The organism is Microbacterium nymphoidis (assembly GCF_021044885.1).
Taxonomy (GTDB): Bacteria; Actinomycetota; Actinomycetes; order Actinomycetales; family Microbacteriaceae; genus Microbacterium; species Microbacterium nymphoidis.
In genome coordinates, this window is the sequence record NZ_JAJNOD010000001.1 from 186600 (window position 1) to 202799 (window position 16200).

Genomic DNA, 16200 nt, shown 5'->3' on the forward strand with positions numbered 1-16200 from the left:
CCGCGACGCCGGGGCGCTCAGCGCGGCCGGATACGATGAGGGCATGCCGCTGCTCGATCTCACCGCCTCCGCTGCCGACATCACGCGAGCGATCTGCGATATTCCCAGCGTCTCCGGGGATGAGGCCGCGCTGGCGGACGCCGTCGTCGCGGCGCTGTCAGAGTACGACCACCTGGAGATCATCCGCGACGGGGACACGATCGTCGCCCGCACGTCGCTCGGGCGAGACCGCCGAGTGATCATCGCGGGCCATCTCGACACGGTTCCGATCAACGACAACCTGCCGACCGAGCTTCGTGAGGTCGACGGCGAAGCCGTGATCTGGGGACGCGGCACCGTCGACATGAAGGCCGGGGTTGCGGTGCAACTGAAGCTGGCGGCCGATCTCGTCGCCCCGGCGGTCGACATCACCTGGATCTGGTACGACCACGAAGAAGTCGACAGCTCGCTCAACGGCCTGGGCCGTCTCGCCGGCAACCGGCCCGACCTCATGACCGGCGACTTCGCCATCCTCGGGGAGCCGACGGCGGGCGAGATCGAAGGCGGTTGCAACGGGACGCTGCGTGCTGTGGTCCGCACGCACGGGGTCCGGGCACACAGCGCACGCGCCTGGGTGGGGGAGAACGCCATCCACACCGCAGCTCCGGTCCTCGCCCGCCTGGCGGAGTACCGTCCCAAGGAGGTGAGCGTGGAGGGCCTGGCCTATCGCGAGGGCCTGAACGCTGTGCGCATCGGAGGAGGCGTCGCCGGAAACGTGATCCCCGACCTCTGCGAGGTGGAGGTCAACTACCGCTATGCGCCGGACAAGTCGCCCGAGCAGGCGGTCGCTCACATCCGGAACGTGTTCGCGGGCTTCGAGATCGAGATCGTGGACCTGTCGGCCGGTGCCCGGCCCGGCCTCGACGCCGAGCTCGCCCAGGACTTCCTCGCGGCGACCGGGGCGCGCCCCAAGCCCAAATACGGCTGGACCGACGTGGCCCGCTTCTCGGCACTGGGCGTTCCTGCCGTCAACTACGGTCCCGGCGACCCGAGCCTGGCACATCACGACCAGGAACGCGTACCCGTGGCACAGATCGAGACGGTCGAGGCAGGATTGCGCGCGTGGCTGAGCTGACCCGCACGGAGGAGGCGGCCGCCCGATCCGCGCCCCCGACCCGCGTGGTGACGGCCCTGCGGATCACCGGGATCTACGTGGCGGGTCGCATCCTTACGCTCGTTTTCCTCTACATCGCGTCGGCGCTCGCCGCGCCGGGTTCCCGGTTCGGTCCGGGCCTGGGCATCGAGAGGTTCATCACGGGCTGGGACGGTCAGTGGTACTGGCAGATCGCGTTCCAGGGGTACCCGTCCCCGCTGCCGCTCACCGACACCGGGGCGGTGGCGGAGAACGCCTGGGCTTTCATGCCCATCTATCCGTGGGTCGCCAATGCGGTGGGAATGCCCTTCGGCTCCTGGGCGACGGGGGCCGGAATCACCTCGCTCGTCTGCGGACTGCTGTCGTGCTTCGCCCTCTACCGCCTGATGCGCAACCGCCTCTCGCGCAATGCGTCGATGTGGGCCGTCGTCTTCTTCGCCAACGGTCCGCTCGCCGCGCTGTTCCACGTCGGCTACGCCGAGGCGATGTTCACGCTGTTCCTGCTGCTGGCCCTCAACGCGGTGCTTCGCCGTCGATTCGCCGAGCTCTACGTCCTCATTCCGCTGATGGGCTTCACGCGGCCGGGTATTCTGCCCTTCGCTCTGATGCTCGGCCTCTACGGCATCTGGCGCTGGTTCCGGCGCGATCGCGATCCGCTGCCGCGTGCGCAGATCATCCACATCCTGGCGACGGGTGCGCTCGCCGTCCTCGTGGGCTTCTCCTGGCAGATCATCGCAGGAATCGTGACGGGCGACCCCGGGGCGTACCTCAGCACCGAGCTTGCGTGGCGGCGGAACTGGCTGGCGGAACCGGCTACCGCGTTCATCCCGTTCGAGGCATGGGGTGCGGCGCTGAACATGTGGTTCGGCCTGTGGCAGGTTCCCGTGATCCTGGGCTGGATCACCTTCGCCGTGCTGCTCGCACTGATCGCGTGGGCGCTGCTGCGTGAACGGCACGTGCTCGCGATGGGCGTCGAACTGCGGCTGTGGTCGGCGAGTTACATCTTGTACCTGCTGGCGGTGTTCTTCCCGCAGTCCTCGACGCTGCGACTCCTCCTGCCACTGACCCCGATGGTGGGTGCGCTCGCCATCCCGCGCTCGCCCTGGTGGCGCGGCGGAATCCTCATCGGCGGCGTGCTGTACCAGTGGTTCTGGATCTACAGCGTCTATGCGCTCGCAGCCACGGTCTATCAGATCCCCTGAGCTGTATTCCGGGGTCACGGATCGCTGTGCATTTCTGGACAACGCCTCAGAACCGATAAACTGGTGGCCAGACCAGGATGAAAGGGAGCCGACATGGCAGCCATGAAGCCCAGGACCGGCGACGGACCGATGGAAGCGGTCAAGGAAGGTCGCCTCATCATCGTTCGAGTTCCGCTCGAAGGGGGAGGCCGTCTCGTCGTCTCCGTGAATGACGAAGAGGCCAAGGAACTGCACTCCGTGCTCGGAGGCGTCGTCGACGCCGCGTGACGCACCGCAGACAGTGAAGGCGGCCGGGCAGCAGCCCGGCCGCCTTCACCGTTCTCCGAGTCAGCGCTCGGGGAGCACAGTGAGCTGCAGCAGGCCCTCGTTCACGGTGGACAGCGCACCCACCACGGCAGGAGAGGCCTGCACCTCCTGGATCAGGGAGCGATACGCGCGGGTGACTTCGTCTCGCTGGACCGGATCGGCAACGCGTCCGCCTCCGAGGACCCGGGGGATGAGCACGGTGCCTCCGGCGCGCACGAGCCGGAGGCCATGCTCCACGTAGGCGATCACGTTCTCCGGGTCGGCGTCGACGAGCACGATGTCATAGGAGCCCTCGTTCATGCGCGGCAGGACCTCGAGAGCGCGGCCGGTGATGAAGCGTGCGCGCGCGGCGGGGATGCGCGCCTCGTGGAAGAACTGGCGAGCGACGCCGAGGTGCTCCGGTTCCTTGTCGATCGTGGTGAGCACGGCGTTCGGCGCGCCATGAAGCAGCCACAGCCCGGATACCCCGGCGCCGGTGCCGATCTCCATGATGCTGGTGGCTGCAGTGGTCGCGGCGATCACCGCGGCCTGAGATCCGACGCCGGGAGAGATCGGTGCGGCCCCCACCTCCAGCGCGTGGGCGCGTGCGCGCGCGATGTGGTCGGGTTCGATGATGGACTCCCGCGCGAAACGGGCGATCGCATCCAGCTCGCTCATGACTCCTCCGTATTCAGGCTACGGGCGGTGTGCGCGACTGTGTGTGAGGCGCGACCGGTAATCTGAATCCATGAACTTCATCCCGGGGCCCGACAAGCTGCTGGTGATCGCGCTGATCGCCGTGGTCCTCGTCGGTCCGGAGCGGCTCCCGCGCTATGCGGAGGGACTGGCCCGGCTCATCAAGAAGGCGGGCGAGGTGATCCGCGGCGTGAAGGATCGCGCGGCGGAGGAGATGGGCCCGGAATTCACCGAGACGGACTGGCGCAAGCTCGATCCTCGTCAGTACGATCCGCGGCGCATCATCCGTGAGGCGCTGCTGGATGACGTCATGGCACCGGCGCCCACGGCCGCCGTCGCAACCGCCGGAGCGGCCGCCGCAGCAACGAGCGCCTCGGCAACGCCGCCCAGCCCGCACTCCAGCGGAGCGAGCGCACTGTTCACCCGCTCCACACCGCGCACCTCGAACCGGCTTGCGGCGGGGGAGATCCCGCCCTACGACGCCGAAGCCACCTGAGCGCAGAGGCGGTCAGGCCGTTCGGAACGGCAGGGAGCGGTGCGCGAGGTCGCGTCCGAGTGTCGCCACCCGTTCGGCGAGCGCGATGATCGCGGCCGCGGCCGGGTCGGCGGGGTCGGAGACGACCACGGGCTCGCCCGCGTCTCCCCCCTGGCGCAACGCGACGCTCAGCGGCACGGAGGCGAGCAGTTCCACGGGCTGATCCGGCAGGCTCAGCGCCGCGGCCACGCTCTGTCCGCCCCCGGAGCCGAACATCGCGAACTCCTGGCCGTCGGGCAGCCTCATCGGCGCCATCGTCTCGACGACGCCGATCACGCGCTGACCGGTCTGGCGTGCCACCGTGCCCGAGCGCACCGCCACCTCTGCGGCGGCGGGCTGGGGCGTGGTGATCACGAGGACGTCGGCACCCGGGAGCAGCTGGCCCACCGAGATGGCGATGTCACCGGTGCCCGGGGGCATGTCCAGCAGAAGGACGTCGAGGTCGCCAAAGTGCACGTCGGTGAGGAACTGCTGAACCGTGCGGTGCAGCATCGGACCTCGCCAGGCCACCGCGCCTTCGCCCTCGCGAAGGAACATGCCGATGGAGATCACCTTCACGTCGTGGGCGACCGGCGGCAGGATCATCTCGTCGATGCGGGTGGGAGTCGTGCCGGCGGGTACACCCAGAAGACCGGGGATCGAGAAGCCGTGCACATCGGCATCGACCAGTCCGACACGAAGCCCGCGCTGCGCAAGGGCCACGGCGAGATTGGCGGTCACGGTGGACTTGCCCACACCGCCCTTGCCGCTGGTGACGGCGATCACCCGCGTGAGCGAGTCCGGACCGAACGGCATCGTGCGTGCCGGCCGGCCGTCGCGCAGCCGCTCCGTCAGGGCGCGCCGTTCATCGGGCGTCATCACACCGACCGCGACGTCGACGGCGCCGATGCCGGGCACGCGAGCGGCGGCGTCGCGCACGTCGCGCTCGATCCGCGTCGCGGCCGGGCAGCCGACGATGGTGAGGGCGATGCCGACATGGGCGGTCGTGTCGGTGACAGTGATCTCGCGCAGCATGTCGAGCTCGGCCAGCGTCCGCCGCAGTTCGGGGTCCACCACACCGCCGACGGCGATGCGCACCTGTTCGGCGAGGCTCACCGTGACTCCTTCTTCGCTGCGCCGCCGTCAGTCGCGGGGCGCTCTCCCGTCTCCAGCGCGGCCCGGTCGTCGAGCTCAGCCAGCAGCGTGCGCAGCTCCTGCCGCAGGACATCCCGTGAGAGGGATTGCTCCACCAGATCCGTCATCGCCATCCGTAGTGCCACCACCTCGCGGGCCAGGTACTCCGTGTCGGCGAGGTTGCGCTCTGCGCGCTGCCGGTCCTGTTCGATCTGCACGCGGTCGCGATCGTCCTGCCTGTTCTGCGCGAGAAGGATGAGAGGTGCCGCGTAGGACGCCTGGAGGCTCAGGACCAGTGTCAGCGCGGTGAAGCCGTTGGAGACCTCGTCGAAGCGCACGCCTGCGGGCATGAGCGAGTTCCACGCGATCCATGCGACACAGAACAGCGTCAGCAGGGCGAGGAACGTGGGGGTTCCCATGGCCCGGGCGATCCACTCGGTGAAGCGGCCGAACCGGTCGCGAGACTGCTTGGGCTGTGCCCGCCCGCGGCGCGCGGGGGAGTCGAGGGCGTTGTCGCGGGCCATCATGCGCTCTGTCCCGGAGCAGGGCGGACCACGGGAATCGACCCGGTGGCTTCCTCTTCGTCGTAAGAGCGCCAGTCATCGGGCAGGAGGTAGTCCAGCACGTCGTCGACGCTCACCACTCCGACGAGACGGTGCGCGGCATCCACCACGGGCAGGGAGACGAGGTCGTAGGACGCGAGCATGCGCGCGACCTCCGTCGCCGACGCCGTCGCTTGCACGGGCTCCAGATCATCCAGGATGGCTCCGAGTCGCTCGTGCGGGGGATAGCGCAGCATCCGCTGGAAATGCACCACACCGAGCAGCCGCCCGGTGGGGGTCTCGTAGGGCGGCAGCGTGACGAACACGGCCGCGGCGAGCGCCGGATGCAGCTCGTGGCGGCGGATGAGGGCAAGTGCCTCTGCCACCGTCGCCTCCGCCGACATGATGATCGGCTCGGGGGTCATCAGACCGCCCGCGGTGTCCGGACCGTACTGGAGGAGGGTTCGCACGTCCTCCGCCTCTTCGGGCTCCATGAGCTCCAGCAGATGCTGCAGACGTCCCTCGGGCAGTTGCGCGAGCAGATCCGCGGCGTCGTCCGGCTCCATCTGGTCGAGGATGTCGGCGGCGCGCTCATCGCCCAGTTGCTCGAGGATGTGCATCTGCTCGTCCTCGGGCATCTCCTCCAGCACATCGGCGAGGCGGTCGTCCGGGAGCTCCTCGGCGACCTCGATCATGCGGGTCTCGGGCAGATCAAGCAGCGTGTTGGCCAGATCGGCGGGCTTCAGCTCCGAGTACGAGGCCACCAGCTGCTCGGCCGACTGCGCCTCGCCGGGCCGGTGCTGCTCGCGCACCTGCCCCCACGTGGCGAACGTGGTGGCGCCCTTCGCGAACGGCGACGCGCTGGTCTTGGGACGTCGCAGGAAGAGCTGGGTGACGCCCCACTCGCCGATGCGGTTGCGCTCGATCGCCACGTCCTCGATGACCGCGCTGCCGGATGCATCAGCCATGTCTACGCGTCGTCCCACCAGCTCCGCGAGCACGCGAACCTCGCCACCGCGCTGCTCGAAGCGGCGCACGTTCATGAGGCCGGTGGTGATCACCTGTCCCTGCGAGATGGAGGTGACACGACCGATGGAGAGGAACACCTGACGGCGCCCCGGAATCTCGCAGACCAGGCCGATGACGCGGGGCGGGTCGGATTTTCGGTACACGACGACGACGTCGCGGACCTTGCCGAGACGATCGCCGGAGGGGTCGAAGACCGTGCAGCCGTGCAGGCGCGCGACGAAAACCCGCTGAGTACTCACGCTCTCAGCGTAGTCGCCGAAAGCTGGGCACCCGGGGGATCGATAGGTGCGCGTGGGAGAATGGGGAGCGAGTTCGGTGATGGCGCGACGGCCGCGAGGCGGCGCCGGCCGATCACGGAACGCTGACGGAGGAGAGGCAGACCAGTGAGCATGATGGGCCCCCTGGGCGGCAGTACGGAGGTCGGCGAGGTCGTCGGATCCTTCCCCGAGTACACCGGAGCGCAGAAGGCGGTGTCTGCGCTCATTCAGGCCGAGATCCCCGCACGGGAGATCGCGATCGTCGGCCGCGGCCTGCGATCGATCGAGCGCGTCACGGGGAGACTCGGCTACGCGACGGCGGCCCGGCAGGGTGCCGTCAACGGCATCTTCCTCGGTCTGATCTTCTCGCTGGTGTTCACCTTCGGCGCCGAGCAGAACCTCATGCAACTGTTCCTCGGGTGCATGGTGGTGGGCGTGGCGCTCGGCATGCTCATGAGCATCATTGCGTACACGCTCATCCGGCGCCGTCGGGACTACGCCAGCGTCATGCAGGTGGTCGCTGATCACTACGAGGTGACGGTGATGCCCACCAGCATTCACAAGGCCCGCCAGGTGCTCGGTACGGCCCCCGGCGGTCATCGGCCGCCGACGCGCCCTGCCACCCCGACGACGAACGAGCCGCCCCGCTATGGTGAGCGCATCGATCCTTCCGCCCCTGTGGGCGCCCCGCGCCCCGCCGCCCAGCCCCCTGCGGCACCGCAGTCCCGCCCCTCGCCGGCGGACGAACCGCCTCGCTACGGCGTGCGCATCGACCCGTCGGCGCGGCCCGCCGTCGCCCAGCCGCCGGCAGCACCCGCACCGGCGCCCGTCGCGCCGCGTCCGGAGGAGCCGCCGCGCTTCGGCGTGCGCGTGGATCCCGCCTCAGGGGGGTCCGAGAACGCCACGCCCGCTGCGGACACCGTCGCTGCGGCGGACGCGGCTCCGGTAGCGGACGATAGCTCTGCCGTGGACATCTCTCCCGTCGCGGACTCCGGTCCCGCAGCGGACGCCGTCTCGGAAGGGGACGATGCGACGACTGCGTACGGCGACGCCTCGCGGGACGACGCCGACGCTCGGACATCGGGCGACGAGGGGACGGCGAACGGCTCCGGCGAGCGCACATCGTGACGTCGGGCGTCGCGGACACCGTCCCGGTGCTCCTGCCCACCGGGGCGGAGGTGGAGGTCCACATCGCCGTCGAGCCGGCGCCCGACGCCCGCGCCACGATGATCCTCGCTCACGGCGCGGGATCCACGATGGACCATGGCTTCCTCGTCGGCTTGGCCACGGCGCTGCGGGCCGGCGGCATCGCCACCGTACGGTTCAACTTCCCCTACGTCGAGGCGGGCCGGCGCATGCCGGGCCCGGCCGCGCACGCCCTGGCCACGTGGGGCGCCGTGGCAGCTCACGTCCGGTCGCGTTCCGACCTCACAGGCCCCGTCTGGTTCGCCGGGCGCTCCTACGGTGGGCGGATGGCATCTATGGCGGTCGCCGACGGCCTTGCCACCAGCGGACTGGTCTATCTCGGCTACCCGCTCCACGCACCGGGCAAGCCTGAATCTCCGCGAGCGGAGCACCTTTCGAAGATCGCGCAGCCGCAGTTGTTCATCTCCGGCACCCGCGATCCGTTCGTCGATCCGCACGCCCAGCTGGAGGAGGCGGTGTCCGCCTGCTCGGATGCCCGTCTGCACTGGGTGGAAGGGGGCACGCACGGCTTCGAGGTGAAGGGGAACAAGCGCCCGGCAGATGTGATCGGCGCCGAGCTCGCATCGATCGTCCGGGACTTCGTTCTCGGCTGACACGTCGCGATACGACGACGCCCGCGCGAGGAGATCTCGCGCGGGCGTCGTCGTGAGAGCGGATCAGCCTCGCTGCACGCGAGCGATCCAGGCTTCGACCTCGTCGGCCGTGCGCGGGATGGCAGCGGAGAGGTTCTCCGCCCCGTCGGCGGTCACGAGGATGTCGTCCTCGATGCGCACGCCGATGCCGCGGTACTCCGCCGGCACGGTCTGGTCGTCCGCCTGGAAGTACAGGCCGGGTTCGATGGTGAACACCATGCCTTCCTCGATCGTGCCGTCGTAGTACATCTCGCGCCGGGCCGCCGCACAGTCGTGAACGTCGATGCCGAGGTGGTGGCTGGTGCCGTGCACCATGTAACGCCGGTGCTGGCCGCCACGATCGGCATCCAGCGCCTCTTCGGCGGTGACCGGCAACAGGCCCCATTCCGCCACGCGCGCGGCGATCACGGCCATGGCGGTCTCGTGCACCTGACGGAAGCGGATCCCCGGCTTCACGATGGCGAACGCCGCGTCCGCAGCCTCGCGAACCGCCTCGTAGATCTTGCGCTGGATGTCGGTGAACGTGCCGGACACCGGCAGCGTGCGAGTGATGTCGGCGGTGTAGAGGCTGTCCAGCTCCGCGCCGGCGTCCACCAGGATGAGATCGCCCGGGCGGACAGCGCCGTCGTTGCGCGTCCAGTGCAGGTATGTGGCGTGGGCGCCGGACGCTGCGATGGTGTCGTAGCCCTCCCAGTTCCCGTCGGTGCGTGCGCGCTGGTGGAAGACGCCTTCCACGACCCGCTCGCCCTTTGCGTGCGCGATCGCGCGCGGCAGCTCACGGATGATGTCGTCGAAACCGTCGGCGGTGACGCGGACGGCCTCACGCATCTGCGCGATCTCGTACTCGTCCTTCACGAATCGCAGTTCCGACACGAAGGAGGTGAGGCTGTCATCCTCCTCGACGACCAGATCGCCGTCGCGGGGCTCGAAGGCGTCGACATGCGCCGTCTCCAGCCCGAGGTCCACCGCCACGGCGCCCAGCGAGGGTCGCGGGCCGATCCAGAACTCTCCGATCGATGCGTCCGAGTAGAACTCCGCCGTGGTGCGATCGGCGCGCTCGCGGAAGTACAGCGTGGCCGTGTGACCGTCCTCGGCGGAGTCGAGGACCAGGACCGAGTCCGGCTCTGAGTCGCTGCCCCATCCGGTCAGGTGGCTGAAGGCGGAGTGCGCGCGGAACGGGTAGTCGGTGTCGTTGCTGCGCTGTTTGACGCCACCGGCCGGGATCACCAGCCGCTTACCGGGAAACGCCGCGGACACGGCTGCGCGGCGCCGGGCGGCGTACGCCGCCTGCTCGCGAGCGGGCGCGGGAGCTTCCTCGCGCTCGGCCCACCCCGTGGAGATGGTGTCGAGGAACCCCTGCGGGAACGGCTGCTTGCGGTTGCTGACTGCGGGAGTCTCGCTCTCGGCCACGGAGGCCTCGTCACCTGTCATGCTCATGCATCCATCCTCTCACGAGGGGGTGCGCACGGATCAGCCTGCCGGCTCCAGCTGGACGATGAGCGGACGGTGATCGCTGCCGGAATCATCCAGCGAGCGCAGCACCACGGAGCCTGTCGGCTTCCAGGACTTCGAAGTCATCACATGGTCGATGGGCACACCGGCCAGGGCCGGGATGCCGGTGGGCCATGTGCCCACCGCGCCATTGCCCGTGGCCGCGGCGGCGTCGGTGCACTGGCCCATGAGACCATCTCCCGTGCCCAGGGAGGCCATGTGATCCATCGTGGCGTTGAAGTCGCCGGCGAGGATCACGTTCCCGTCAGCGCACTGATCGGCGATCCACTGCAGATCCTTCTCCCAGCCGGCCATCTGCGCCGGACGGGGTGCCACTGCATGTACAGCGACGATCGTGGGTCCATCACCGTCGACGGGCATGGCGACTGCGCTCGGCAGCGAACCGGTGTTGCTCGTGCCGTCCTCCGACGACTGGATCACCGAGTAGTCGCCGAGCTGCGGGGAGATGAGGATCGTGGTCTCCCACGCCTGCGGTCCCTCGTAGTCGGTCTGGTTGAACGAGACGTGCAAAACCCACATCGGGCGTCCGAGATCGCGCATCGCGACCGCCACGCGCTCGCCCACGGATTCTGCGGTCTCGGGCAGGGAGACGATGTCGGCATCCATGGCCACCGCCGTCTCCGCGATGGTGTCGGCCGGCGTCGCCTCACCGGCGGTGTTCCACGCCATGACCCGCAGGCTGGTGGCGGTCTTCTCCGGCAGCGCCTGCGTGCCGAAACCCCGCACGGCCAGGATCGCGCCGTTCGCGCCGGCACCGATGATGCCGATGATCGCGAGAGAGGCGGCGAAGCCACGGATCGACTTCGCGAACGACAGCAGCAGTGCGACGATTGCGACGCAGACGAACACGACCGCCAGCAGGCCACGGGATGCGACGGCCTGCGCAAAGGGGAAGGTGCGTTCGAGGTGGAAGAACTGCGGCCACGTCACGATCGCCGTCGCGATCGCGGCGCACACCGTGATCAGCAGACCGAGCATTCGCAACACGCTTTCGAGCCTAGGGTGCGCTGCTGAGAGAACGGTCCGCGCAGGCCCGCGATACGCTCAGAGGATGACCACCGACGCGCGCTTCCGCGGTCCCGCCGACCTGCATCTGCACTCGTCGCGCTCGGACGGCACGGAGCACCCGGCCGATGTCATCACCGCGGCGCACGCGCACGGACTTCGCACCGTCTCGCTCACCGACCACGACACCACGACCGGATGGAGTGAAGCGGCGACGCGGACCCGCGAGCTCGGCATGACGCTGATCCCGGGGATGGAGCTGTCGACACGATTCCAGTGGCAGAGCATCCACATGCTCGCCTACCTGTTCGACCCGGATGACGCCGATCTTCTCGCCGAGACCGAGCGCATCCGCGCGGACCGGCTCGGACGCGCCGAGCGCATCGTCGGCAACATCGCCGCCGACTACGCGCTCACCTGGGACGACGTGCTCGCACAGCGCCTGGAGGATGCGACGATCGGACGGCCGCACATCGCCGATGCGTTGATCGCTCGCGGGATCGTGCGCGACCGGGAGGAGGCGTTCGCCGGTATCCTGCACCCGCGCACCGGGTACACCGTCCCGCTCTACTCGCCGGATCCGCGCGACGCGGTGAGGCTCATCCGCGATGCCGGGGGCGTGCCGATCATGGCTCATCCGGCGCCGCACGGCCGCGCCGGAATGCTCCCGATCCCCGTGCTGGAGGAACTCATCGCCGCCGGTCTCGCGGGGTTCGAGATCGATCATCGGGAGAACACCGCCGACGGCAAGCGCGCGCTGCGCGCACTGGTGCAGCGACACGGGCTGATCGTGACCGGGTCCAGCGACTACCACGGGACGGGCAAGCCGAACCGCCCAGGGGAGAACACGACCACCGACCAGAACGTGGCGGCCATCATCAGCGAGGGCTCAGGCACCACACCGGTGTACCCGCCCGAGCTGTAGCGCCCGCCCGGCGCCGTAACCCAGCGGCCCGAACCCTCGGACGCCATCGGCTGTCGCACCTTCCGCCGGCTGTAGGTCCCCCCAGGCCGTCTCCCGGACCGGTGCGCTAGGGTCGCGGGGTGCTGAACCCGACGCGGCTGGAAGCCCGGATCGACTCCCGTGCACGCCGGCTGCTGGCGCGCGCGCCCCGGACCGGCTGGCGGGGCGTGGCGGTGGAGTTCGCGGTTTTCGTGGCGAAGCAGGCGTGGGCGTGCGTGTTCGGTGCCGCACTTCTGCTGGCCATCATGCTGGTGCGTGTCCTGTACCCCGATGACCTGCCGCTCACGCGTAACGATCTGCTCACCCTGATCGCCATCGCCATCCAGATCGTCATGCTCGCCACCAGGCTGGAGGCGGGACGCGAAGTGTGGGTGATCGTGCTCTTTCACATCACGGGAACGGTGATGGAGCTCTTCAAGACGGACGTCGGCTCATGGGAGTACGACGCGGGCGGGGTGCTGCGGATCGCGGGGGTCCCGTTGTTCTCCGGGTTCATGTACGCCGCGGTCGGCTCGTATCTCGTGCGCGTGTATCGGCTCTTCGATCTCGGATTCGTCCGGTACCCGCCGGTGTGGGCCACGGCCGTCGTCGCCGCGGCCATCTACGCGAACTTCTTCACCCACCACTGGATCTGGGATCTGCGCTGGGTGCTCACGGCGATCGTCGTGCTGCTGTGGGGCGCGACCGTGATGCATGCGCGGGTCTGGCGCCGCACGATCCGCCTTCCTCTCATTCCCGTGTTCCTGGGTGTGGCGCTGTTCATCTGGATCGCGGAGAACATCGGGACGCGCTTCGGCGCCTGGCAGTACCCCGATCAGGCCGACGGATGGCAGTTGGTGTCGCTGTCGAAGCTCTCCAGCTGGGGACTGCTGATGATCATCTCGGTGGTGCTCGTCACCTTCGTGTACCCGCCGAGACCGCCCGTGACGCGCCCGGCACCATGAACGACGGATCCCGCCGTGCGAGCACGGCGGGATCCGAGAGCGTCAGAATTTGAGAGCGCTCAGGACGCGGGAGCAGCGGGGGCGCCGCCCGTGGCACCGCCGCCACCGGGACGCCGCCGGCGGCGGCGACGGCGCGCCGGTGCGTTCCCGTCGTGATGCTCGGATCCGCCACCGTCGTGGGTTCCGGTGCCCTCGGCACGGGGAGTCTCCGTCGTGGTGGCCCCTTCCGCGGACGAGCCGCCGCTGCGGCGACGGCGACGCGTGCGTCCCTCACCGGAGCGTCCCTCACCCGCGGCGGAGTCGGATCGACGCGGCGTGCGCACGGTGGCGGTCGCCGGTGCCTTCACGATGCGGCCCTTGGTGCCCTCCGGGATGTCCAGATCCGTGTACAGGTGCGGGCTCGACGAGTAGGTCTCGGTCGGTTCGGGCTGACCGAACTCCAACGCGCGGTTGATCAGGGCCCACTTGTGCAGGTCCTCCCAGTCGACGAAGGTCACCGCGGTGCCCGTGCGACCTGCACGACCCGTACGACCTGCACGGTGCAGGTAGGTCTTCTCATCGTCGGGGATGGTGTGGTTGATGACGTGGGTGACATCGTCCACGTCGATACCGCGGGCGGCCACATCGGTCGCGATGAGCACGTCGCGCTTGCCGGCCTTGAACGCGGCCATGGAACGCTCCCGCGACTCCTGGCTCATGTCGCCGTGCACGGCGGCGGCGTTGAAGCCCCGGTCGCCGAGCTCATCGACCAGCTTCTGGGCGGCGCGCTTCGTCCGGGTGAAGATGACGACCTTCTCCCGGCCGGTGGCCTGCAGGATGCGGGAGATGATCTCGTCCTTATCCAGCGAGTGGGCGCGGTAGATGACGTGCTTGATGTTCGCCTGCGTCAGGCCCTCGTCGGGATCGGTGGCGCGGATGTGGATCGGGTTGCTCATGAACCGGCGGGCCAGCGCAACGATCTGACCCGGCATGGTCGCGGAGAACAGCTGCGTGTGACGGATCGCGGGGACGCGCTGGAAGATCTTCTCGATGTCGGGGAGGAAGCCCAGATCGAGCATCTTGTCCGCCTCGTCGAGGACCACTTCGGTCGCCTGCGACAGATCGAGCAGGCGCTGACCGGCCAGGTCGATCAGCCGGCCCGGGGTGCCCACCACGATCTGTGCACCGGCCTTCAGCTGTTCGATCTGCCCCTCGTACGCCTTGCCGCCGTAGATGGCGACGACGCTGGTGGAACGGTTGGAGGTCAGCAGCTCCATGTCCTCGTAGACCTGCACCGCGAGCTCGCGTGTAGGAACGACGATGAGAGCCTTCACACCGGGCGCCGGGTCCTGACCGAGGCGCTGGACGACCGGGATGCCGAAGCCGAAGGTCTTGCCTGTTCCGGTCTTGGCCTGACCGATCACGTCCTGCCCGGGCAGGGACAGCGGGATGGTCTGTTCCTGGATCGGGAACGCATCGATGATGCCCTTGGCGCTCAGGGCATCGACGATGTCCTGGTCGACGCCGAGATCGGCGAAAGTTGTCACTTTTTTCGAGCCTGTCTGGCAGTGAGTCTGCCGGGATGAAGGTTCCACGCCCTTCTCTCAGCCACAGGCGCGGCGCTCCGATCCGACGCCGGAGCGCGTCCAGCCTACCGGAGGGTGCTGGCAGAGCCCCGGAAGACGCGCTTTCGTGCCCGGCGATGCCGCGTTCCGTGTGCCCGGCGGCACTCCCAGTAGGCTGGGCGCGTGGTGAACTGGTTCTGGAAGCGGCGACCCGCCGGGCGCACCCTGCTGCTGCGCGGGCGTGACGAGTTGGGCAATGCGCAGCGCGTCGATTTCTCCGAGCTTGCCCCCGACATCGACACCTTCCTGGGGCAGGCCGCGTACCTGCAGCTGGGATACTTCGAGACGCTCAGCCGGCTCATCCGCAACACCCCCGATCTGGAGGAGAAGGAAGCGCTGTCGAAGGCTGCGGGAGCGGCGCTCACCAAGCATCAGGGGCTGTGCGATGTGATCACCTCGCGCGGCGAGGTGCCCACCGAGGTGATGCTCCCGTTCCGCGAGGAACTCGACGCATTCCGCTGGAAGACGATCGGCAAGCGCCCGCGCGAGACGATGCTGTCCGTGCACATCACCGCGGGGATGCTGGACGACTTCTACATCGCACTGGCTTCGAGCTACGGCGAGACGGGGCGACGGGTGGTCCGCATCCTCGGCGCGGATCCGGACCGCGAGGCGATCGCGGAGATCCTCCGTCACACCATCTCCGCCGACGACGAGTGGCGCTGGCTGCTGTCTCTGTGGGGGAGGCGCCTGGTGGGCGACACCCTCCTGGTCGCGCGGGCGGCCCTGCGTCCTGCACGCCTGGACTCGGACGAGGAGAAGCAGGTGGAGCCGGTGTTCACGGCTCTGATGGCGAGCCATGCGAAGCGCATGGACGCGCTCGGGCTCGCCTCCTGATGCCCACGCGTTCATGACGAAGGCCCGCACCCCGAGGTGCGGGCCTTCGTCATGAGGCGATCAGGCGATGCCGAGGCGCGCGTCCTCCGCGGCGTCATGTGAGAGACGAAGGCGCGTGAGGACGAGGGTGCCCGCGACGGCGACCACCAGCGCGGCGCCGAGGCTGGCCACCCACATCCACACACTGGACTCCGCCACCCCCGACCAGGTCAGCGCGGTGTAGACGATCGCCGCAGCCGCGCCGCCGAATGCTCCGCCCACCAGCACACCGCGCGACCCGCGGGAGGGGACGAGTGCGTGGGCTACGGCACCGAGCAGGATGCCGCCGATGACGGCCAGGAGGACGTACATGTCAGGCCACGAATCCGACGCGGCGCGACTCCTCGGTGCCGATCTCGATGTACGCGAGCGACGCCGTGGGAACGATGTAGGCGTTGCCCTTGTCGTCGGTGAAGTTCACGGACGCGGCCTTCGACTCCAACGCCTCGGAGACGGCGCTTCGCACGTCGTCCGCAGACTGGGAGGTTTCGAAGCTGAGCTCGCGACCGATGTTGGCGATGCCGATGCGGATCTCCACGTTGTGTCCTTCCTCTGCCCCGGAAGGGGCGAACATCCACAGCCTATGGCACCGGTCGGATGTCGCGTCGCGTGCACGCTCAGGGCGAACGCGTCCGAGCACGGCACCCGGGCGGTGGTGTCCGAGCC

General features: G+C 69.1%; 18 protein-coding genes. 9 read left to right on the forward strand and 9 right to left on the reverse strand.

What is annotated here, in order from left to right; translation table 11 throughout:
- Window positions 1-43: 43 nt before the first annotated feature.
- The 3 genes from dapE (at window position 44) to LQ566_RS00910 (ending at window position 2601) form a co-directional block, all read left to right on the forward strand.
- Window positions 44-1114, forward strand: coding sequence for a succinyl-diaminopimelate desuccinylase (dapE, locus tag LQ566_RS00900; protein WP_231089663.1), 1071 nt, complete (start codon window positions 44-46; stop codon window positions 1112-1114).
- The gene (locus LQ566_RS00905) at window positions 1102-2334 is read left to right on the forward strand and encodes a glycosyltransferase family protein (protein ID WP_308070466.1); all 1233 of its coding nucleotides are present in this window, start codon (window positions 1102-1104) and stop codon (window positions 2332-2334) included. Before dapE ends, LQ566_RS00905 begins: the two co-directional genes overlap by 13 nt.
- 93 nt (window positions 2335-2427) lie before the next feature.
- A complete protein-coding gene (locus LQ566_RS00910; protein ID WP_231089664.1) occupies window positions 2428-2601 on the forward strand; it encodes a DUF3117 domain-containing protein in 174 nt (57 codons plus the stop codon).
- A gap of 60 nt (window positions 2602-2661) precedes the next feature.
- On the opposite strand, the gene LQ566_RS00915 is transcribed toward LQ566_RS00910, so the two are convergent.
- Window positions 2662-3297, reverse strand: a complete 636-nt coding sequence (locus LQ566_RS00915; RefSeq protein WP_231089665.1) for an O-methyltransferase — start codon at window positions 3295-3297, stop codon at window positions 2662-2664.
- A 70-nt stretch (window positions 3298-3367) separates the two neighbouring features.
- Here LQ566_RS00915 and LQ566_RS00920 point away from each other — a divergent pair, with 70 nt between their 5' ends.
- On the forward strand, window positions 3368-3811 hold the full coding sequence (locus LQ566_RS00920) for a twin-arginine translocase TatA/TatE family subunit (protein ID WP_231089666.1): 444 nt from the start codon (window positions 3368-3370) through the stop codon (window positions 3809-3811).
- 12 nt (window positions 3812-3823) lie between these two features.
- Here LQ566_RS00920 and LQ566_RS00925 read toward each other — a convergent pair whose 3' ends face one another.
- The 3 genes from LQ566_RS00925 to LQ566_RS00935 are packed head-to-tail and all read right to left on the reverse strand — an operon-like array spanning window position 3824 to window position 6773.
- Window positions 3824-4945 (reverse strand): Mrp/NBP35 family ATP-binding protein, encoded by a 1122-nt coding sequence (locus tag LQ566_RS00925; RefSeq protein ID WP_231089667.1) that lies wholly within the window; start codon window positions 4943-4945, stop codon window positions 3824-3826.
- Window positions 4942-5487 (reverse strand): DUF1003 domain-containing protein, encoded by a 546-nt coding sequence (locus LQ566_RS00930; RefSeq protein ID WP_231089668.1) that lies wholly within the window; start codon window positions 5485-5487, stop codon window positions 4942-4944. The genes LQ566_RS00925 and LQ566_RS00930 overlap by 4 nt, the downstream gene beginning before the upstream one ends.
- Window positions 5487-6773: a magnesium transporter gene (locus LQ566_RS00935; RefSeq protein WP_231089669.1), complete on the reverse strand. Its 1287-nt coding sequence runs from the start codon at window positions 6771-6773 to the stop codon at window positions 5487-5489. The genes LQ566_RS00930 and LQ566_RS00935 overlap by 1 nt, the downstream gene beginning before the upstream one ends.
- Before the next feature lie 150 nt (window positions 6774-6923).
- Between LQ566_RS00935 and LQ566_RS00940 the strand changes: the two genes are divergently transcribed.
- Complete coding sequence (locus tag LQ566_RS00940; RefSeq protein WP_308070742.1) at window positions 6924-7919, forward strand: YflT domain-containing protein; 996 nt, start codon at window positions 6924-6926, stop codon at window positions 7917-7919.
- Window positions 7916-8590, forward strand: a complete 675-nt coding sequence (locus tag LQ566_RS00945; RefSeq protein WP_231089671.1) for an alpha/beta hydrolase family protein — start codon at window positions 7916-7918, stop codon at window positions 8588-8590. The genes LQ566_RS00940 and LQ566_RS00945 overlap by 4 nt, the downstream gene beginning before the upstream one ends.
- A 63-nt stretch (window positions 8591-8653) precedes the next feature.
- On the opposite strand, the gene LQ566_RS00950 is transcribed toward LQ566_RS00945, so the two are convergent.
- Together LQ566_RS00950 and LQ566_RS00955 are read right to left on the reverse strand one after the other, a co-directional pair.
- Window positions 8654-10060: an aminopeptidase P family protein gene (locus LQ566_RS00950; RefSeq protein ID WP_231091347.1), complete on the reverse strand. Its 1407-nt coding sequence runs from the start codon at window positions 10058-10060 to the stop codon at window positions 8654-8656.
- Window positions 10061-10099: 39 nt separating this feature from the next.
- A complete protein-coding gene (locus tag LQ566_RS00955) occupies window positions 10100-11119 on the reverse strand; it encodes an endonuclease/exonuclease/phosphatase family protein (RefSeq protein ID WP_269142842.1) in 1020 nt (339 codons plus the stop codon).
- Window positions 11120-11192: 73 nt separating this feature from the next.
- On the opposite strand from LQ566_RS00955, the gene LQ566_RS00960 reads away from it, so the two are divergent.
- Together LQ566_RS00960 and LQ566_RS00965 are read left to right on the forward strand one after the other, a co-directional pair.
- Window positions 11193-12071: a PHP domain-containing protein gene (locus LQ566_RS00960; RefSeq protein ID WP_231089673.1), complete on the forward strand. Its 879-nt coding sequence runs from the start codon at window positions 11193-11195 to the stop codon at window positions 12069-12071.
- A 119-nt stretch (window positions 12072-12190) separates the two neighbouring features.
- Window positions 12191-13054: a DUF817 domain-containing protein gene (locus LQ566_RS00965; protein WP_231089674.1), complete on the forward strand. Its 864-nt coding sequence runs from the start codon at window positions 12191-12193 to the stop codon at window positions 13052-13054.
- Between the two features lie 59 nt (window positions 13055-13113).
- Here LQ566_RS00965 and LQ566_RS00970 read toward each other — a convergent pair whose 3' ends face one another.
- Window positions 13114-14580, reverse strand: a complete 1467-nt coding sequence (locus tag LQ566_RS00970) for a DEAD/DEAH box helicase (RefSeq protein ID WP_231089675.1) — start codon at window positions 14578-14580, stop codon at window positions 13114-13116.
- A 201-nt stretch (window positions 14581-14781) separates the two neighbouring features.
- Between LQ566_RS00970 and LQ566_RS00975 the strand changes: the two genes are divergently transcribed.
- The gene (locus LQ566_RS00975; RefSeq protein ID WP_231089676.1) at window positions 14782-15495 is read left to right on the forward strand and encodes a ferritin-like fold-containing protein; all 714 of its coding nucleotides are present in this window, start codon (window positions 14782-14784) and stop codon (window positions 15493-15495) included.
- Between the two features lie 60 nt (window positions 15496-15555).
- Here LQ566_RS00975 and LQ566_RS00980 read toward each other — a convergent pair whose 3' ends face one another.
- Both LQ566_RS00980 and LQ566_RS00985 read right to left on the reverse strand, forming a co-directional pair.
- Window positions 15556-15846 carry a hypothetical protein gene (locus LQ566_RS00980; protein ID WP_231089677.1) on the reverse strand — a complete coding sequence of 97 codons (291 nt, stop codon included), beginning with the start codon at window positions 15844-15846 and terminating at the stop codon, window positions 15556-15558.
- Window position 15847: 1 nt separating this feature from the next.
- Window positions 15848-16072: a DUF3107 domain-containing protein gene (locus LQ566_RS00985; protein WP_231091348.1), complete on the reverse strand. Its 225-nt coding sequence runs from the start codon at window positions 16070-16072 to the stop codon at window positions 15848-15850.
- Window positions 16073-16200: the final 128 nt, after the last annotated feature.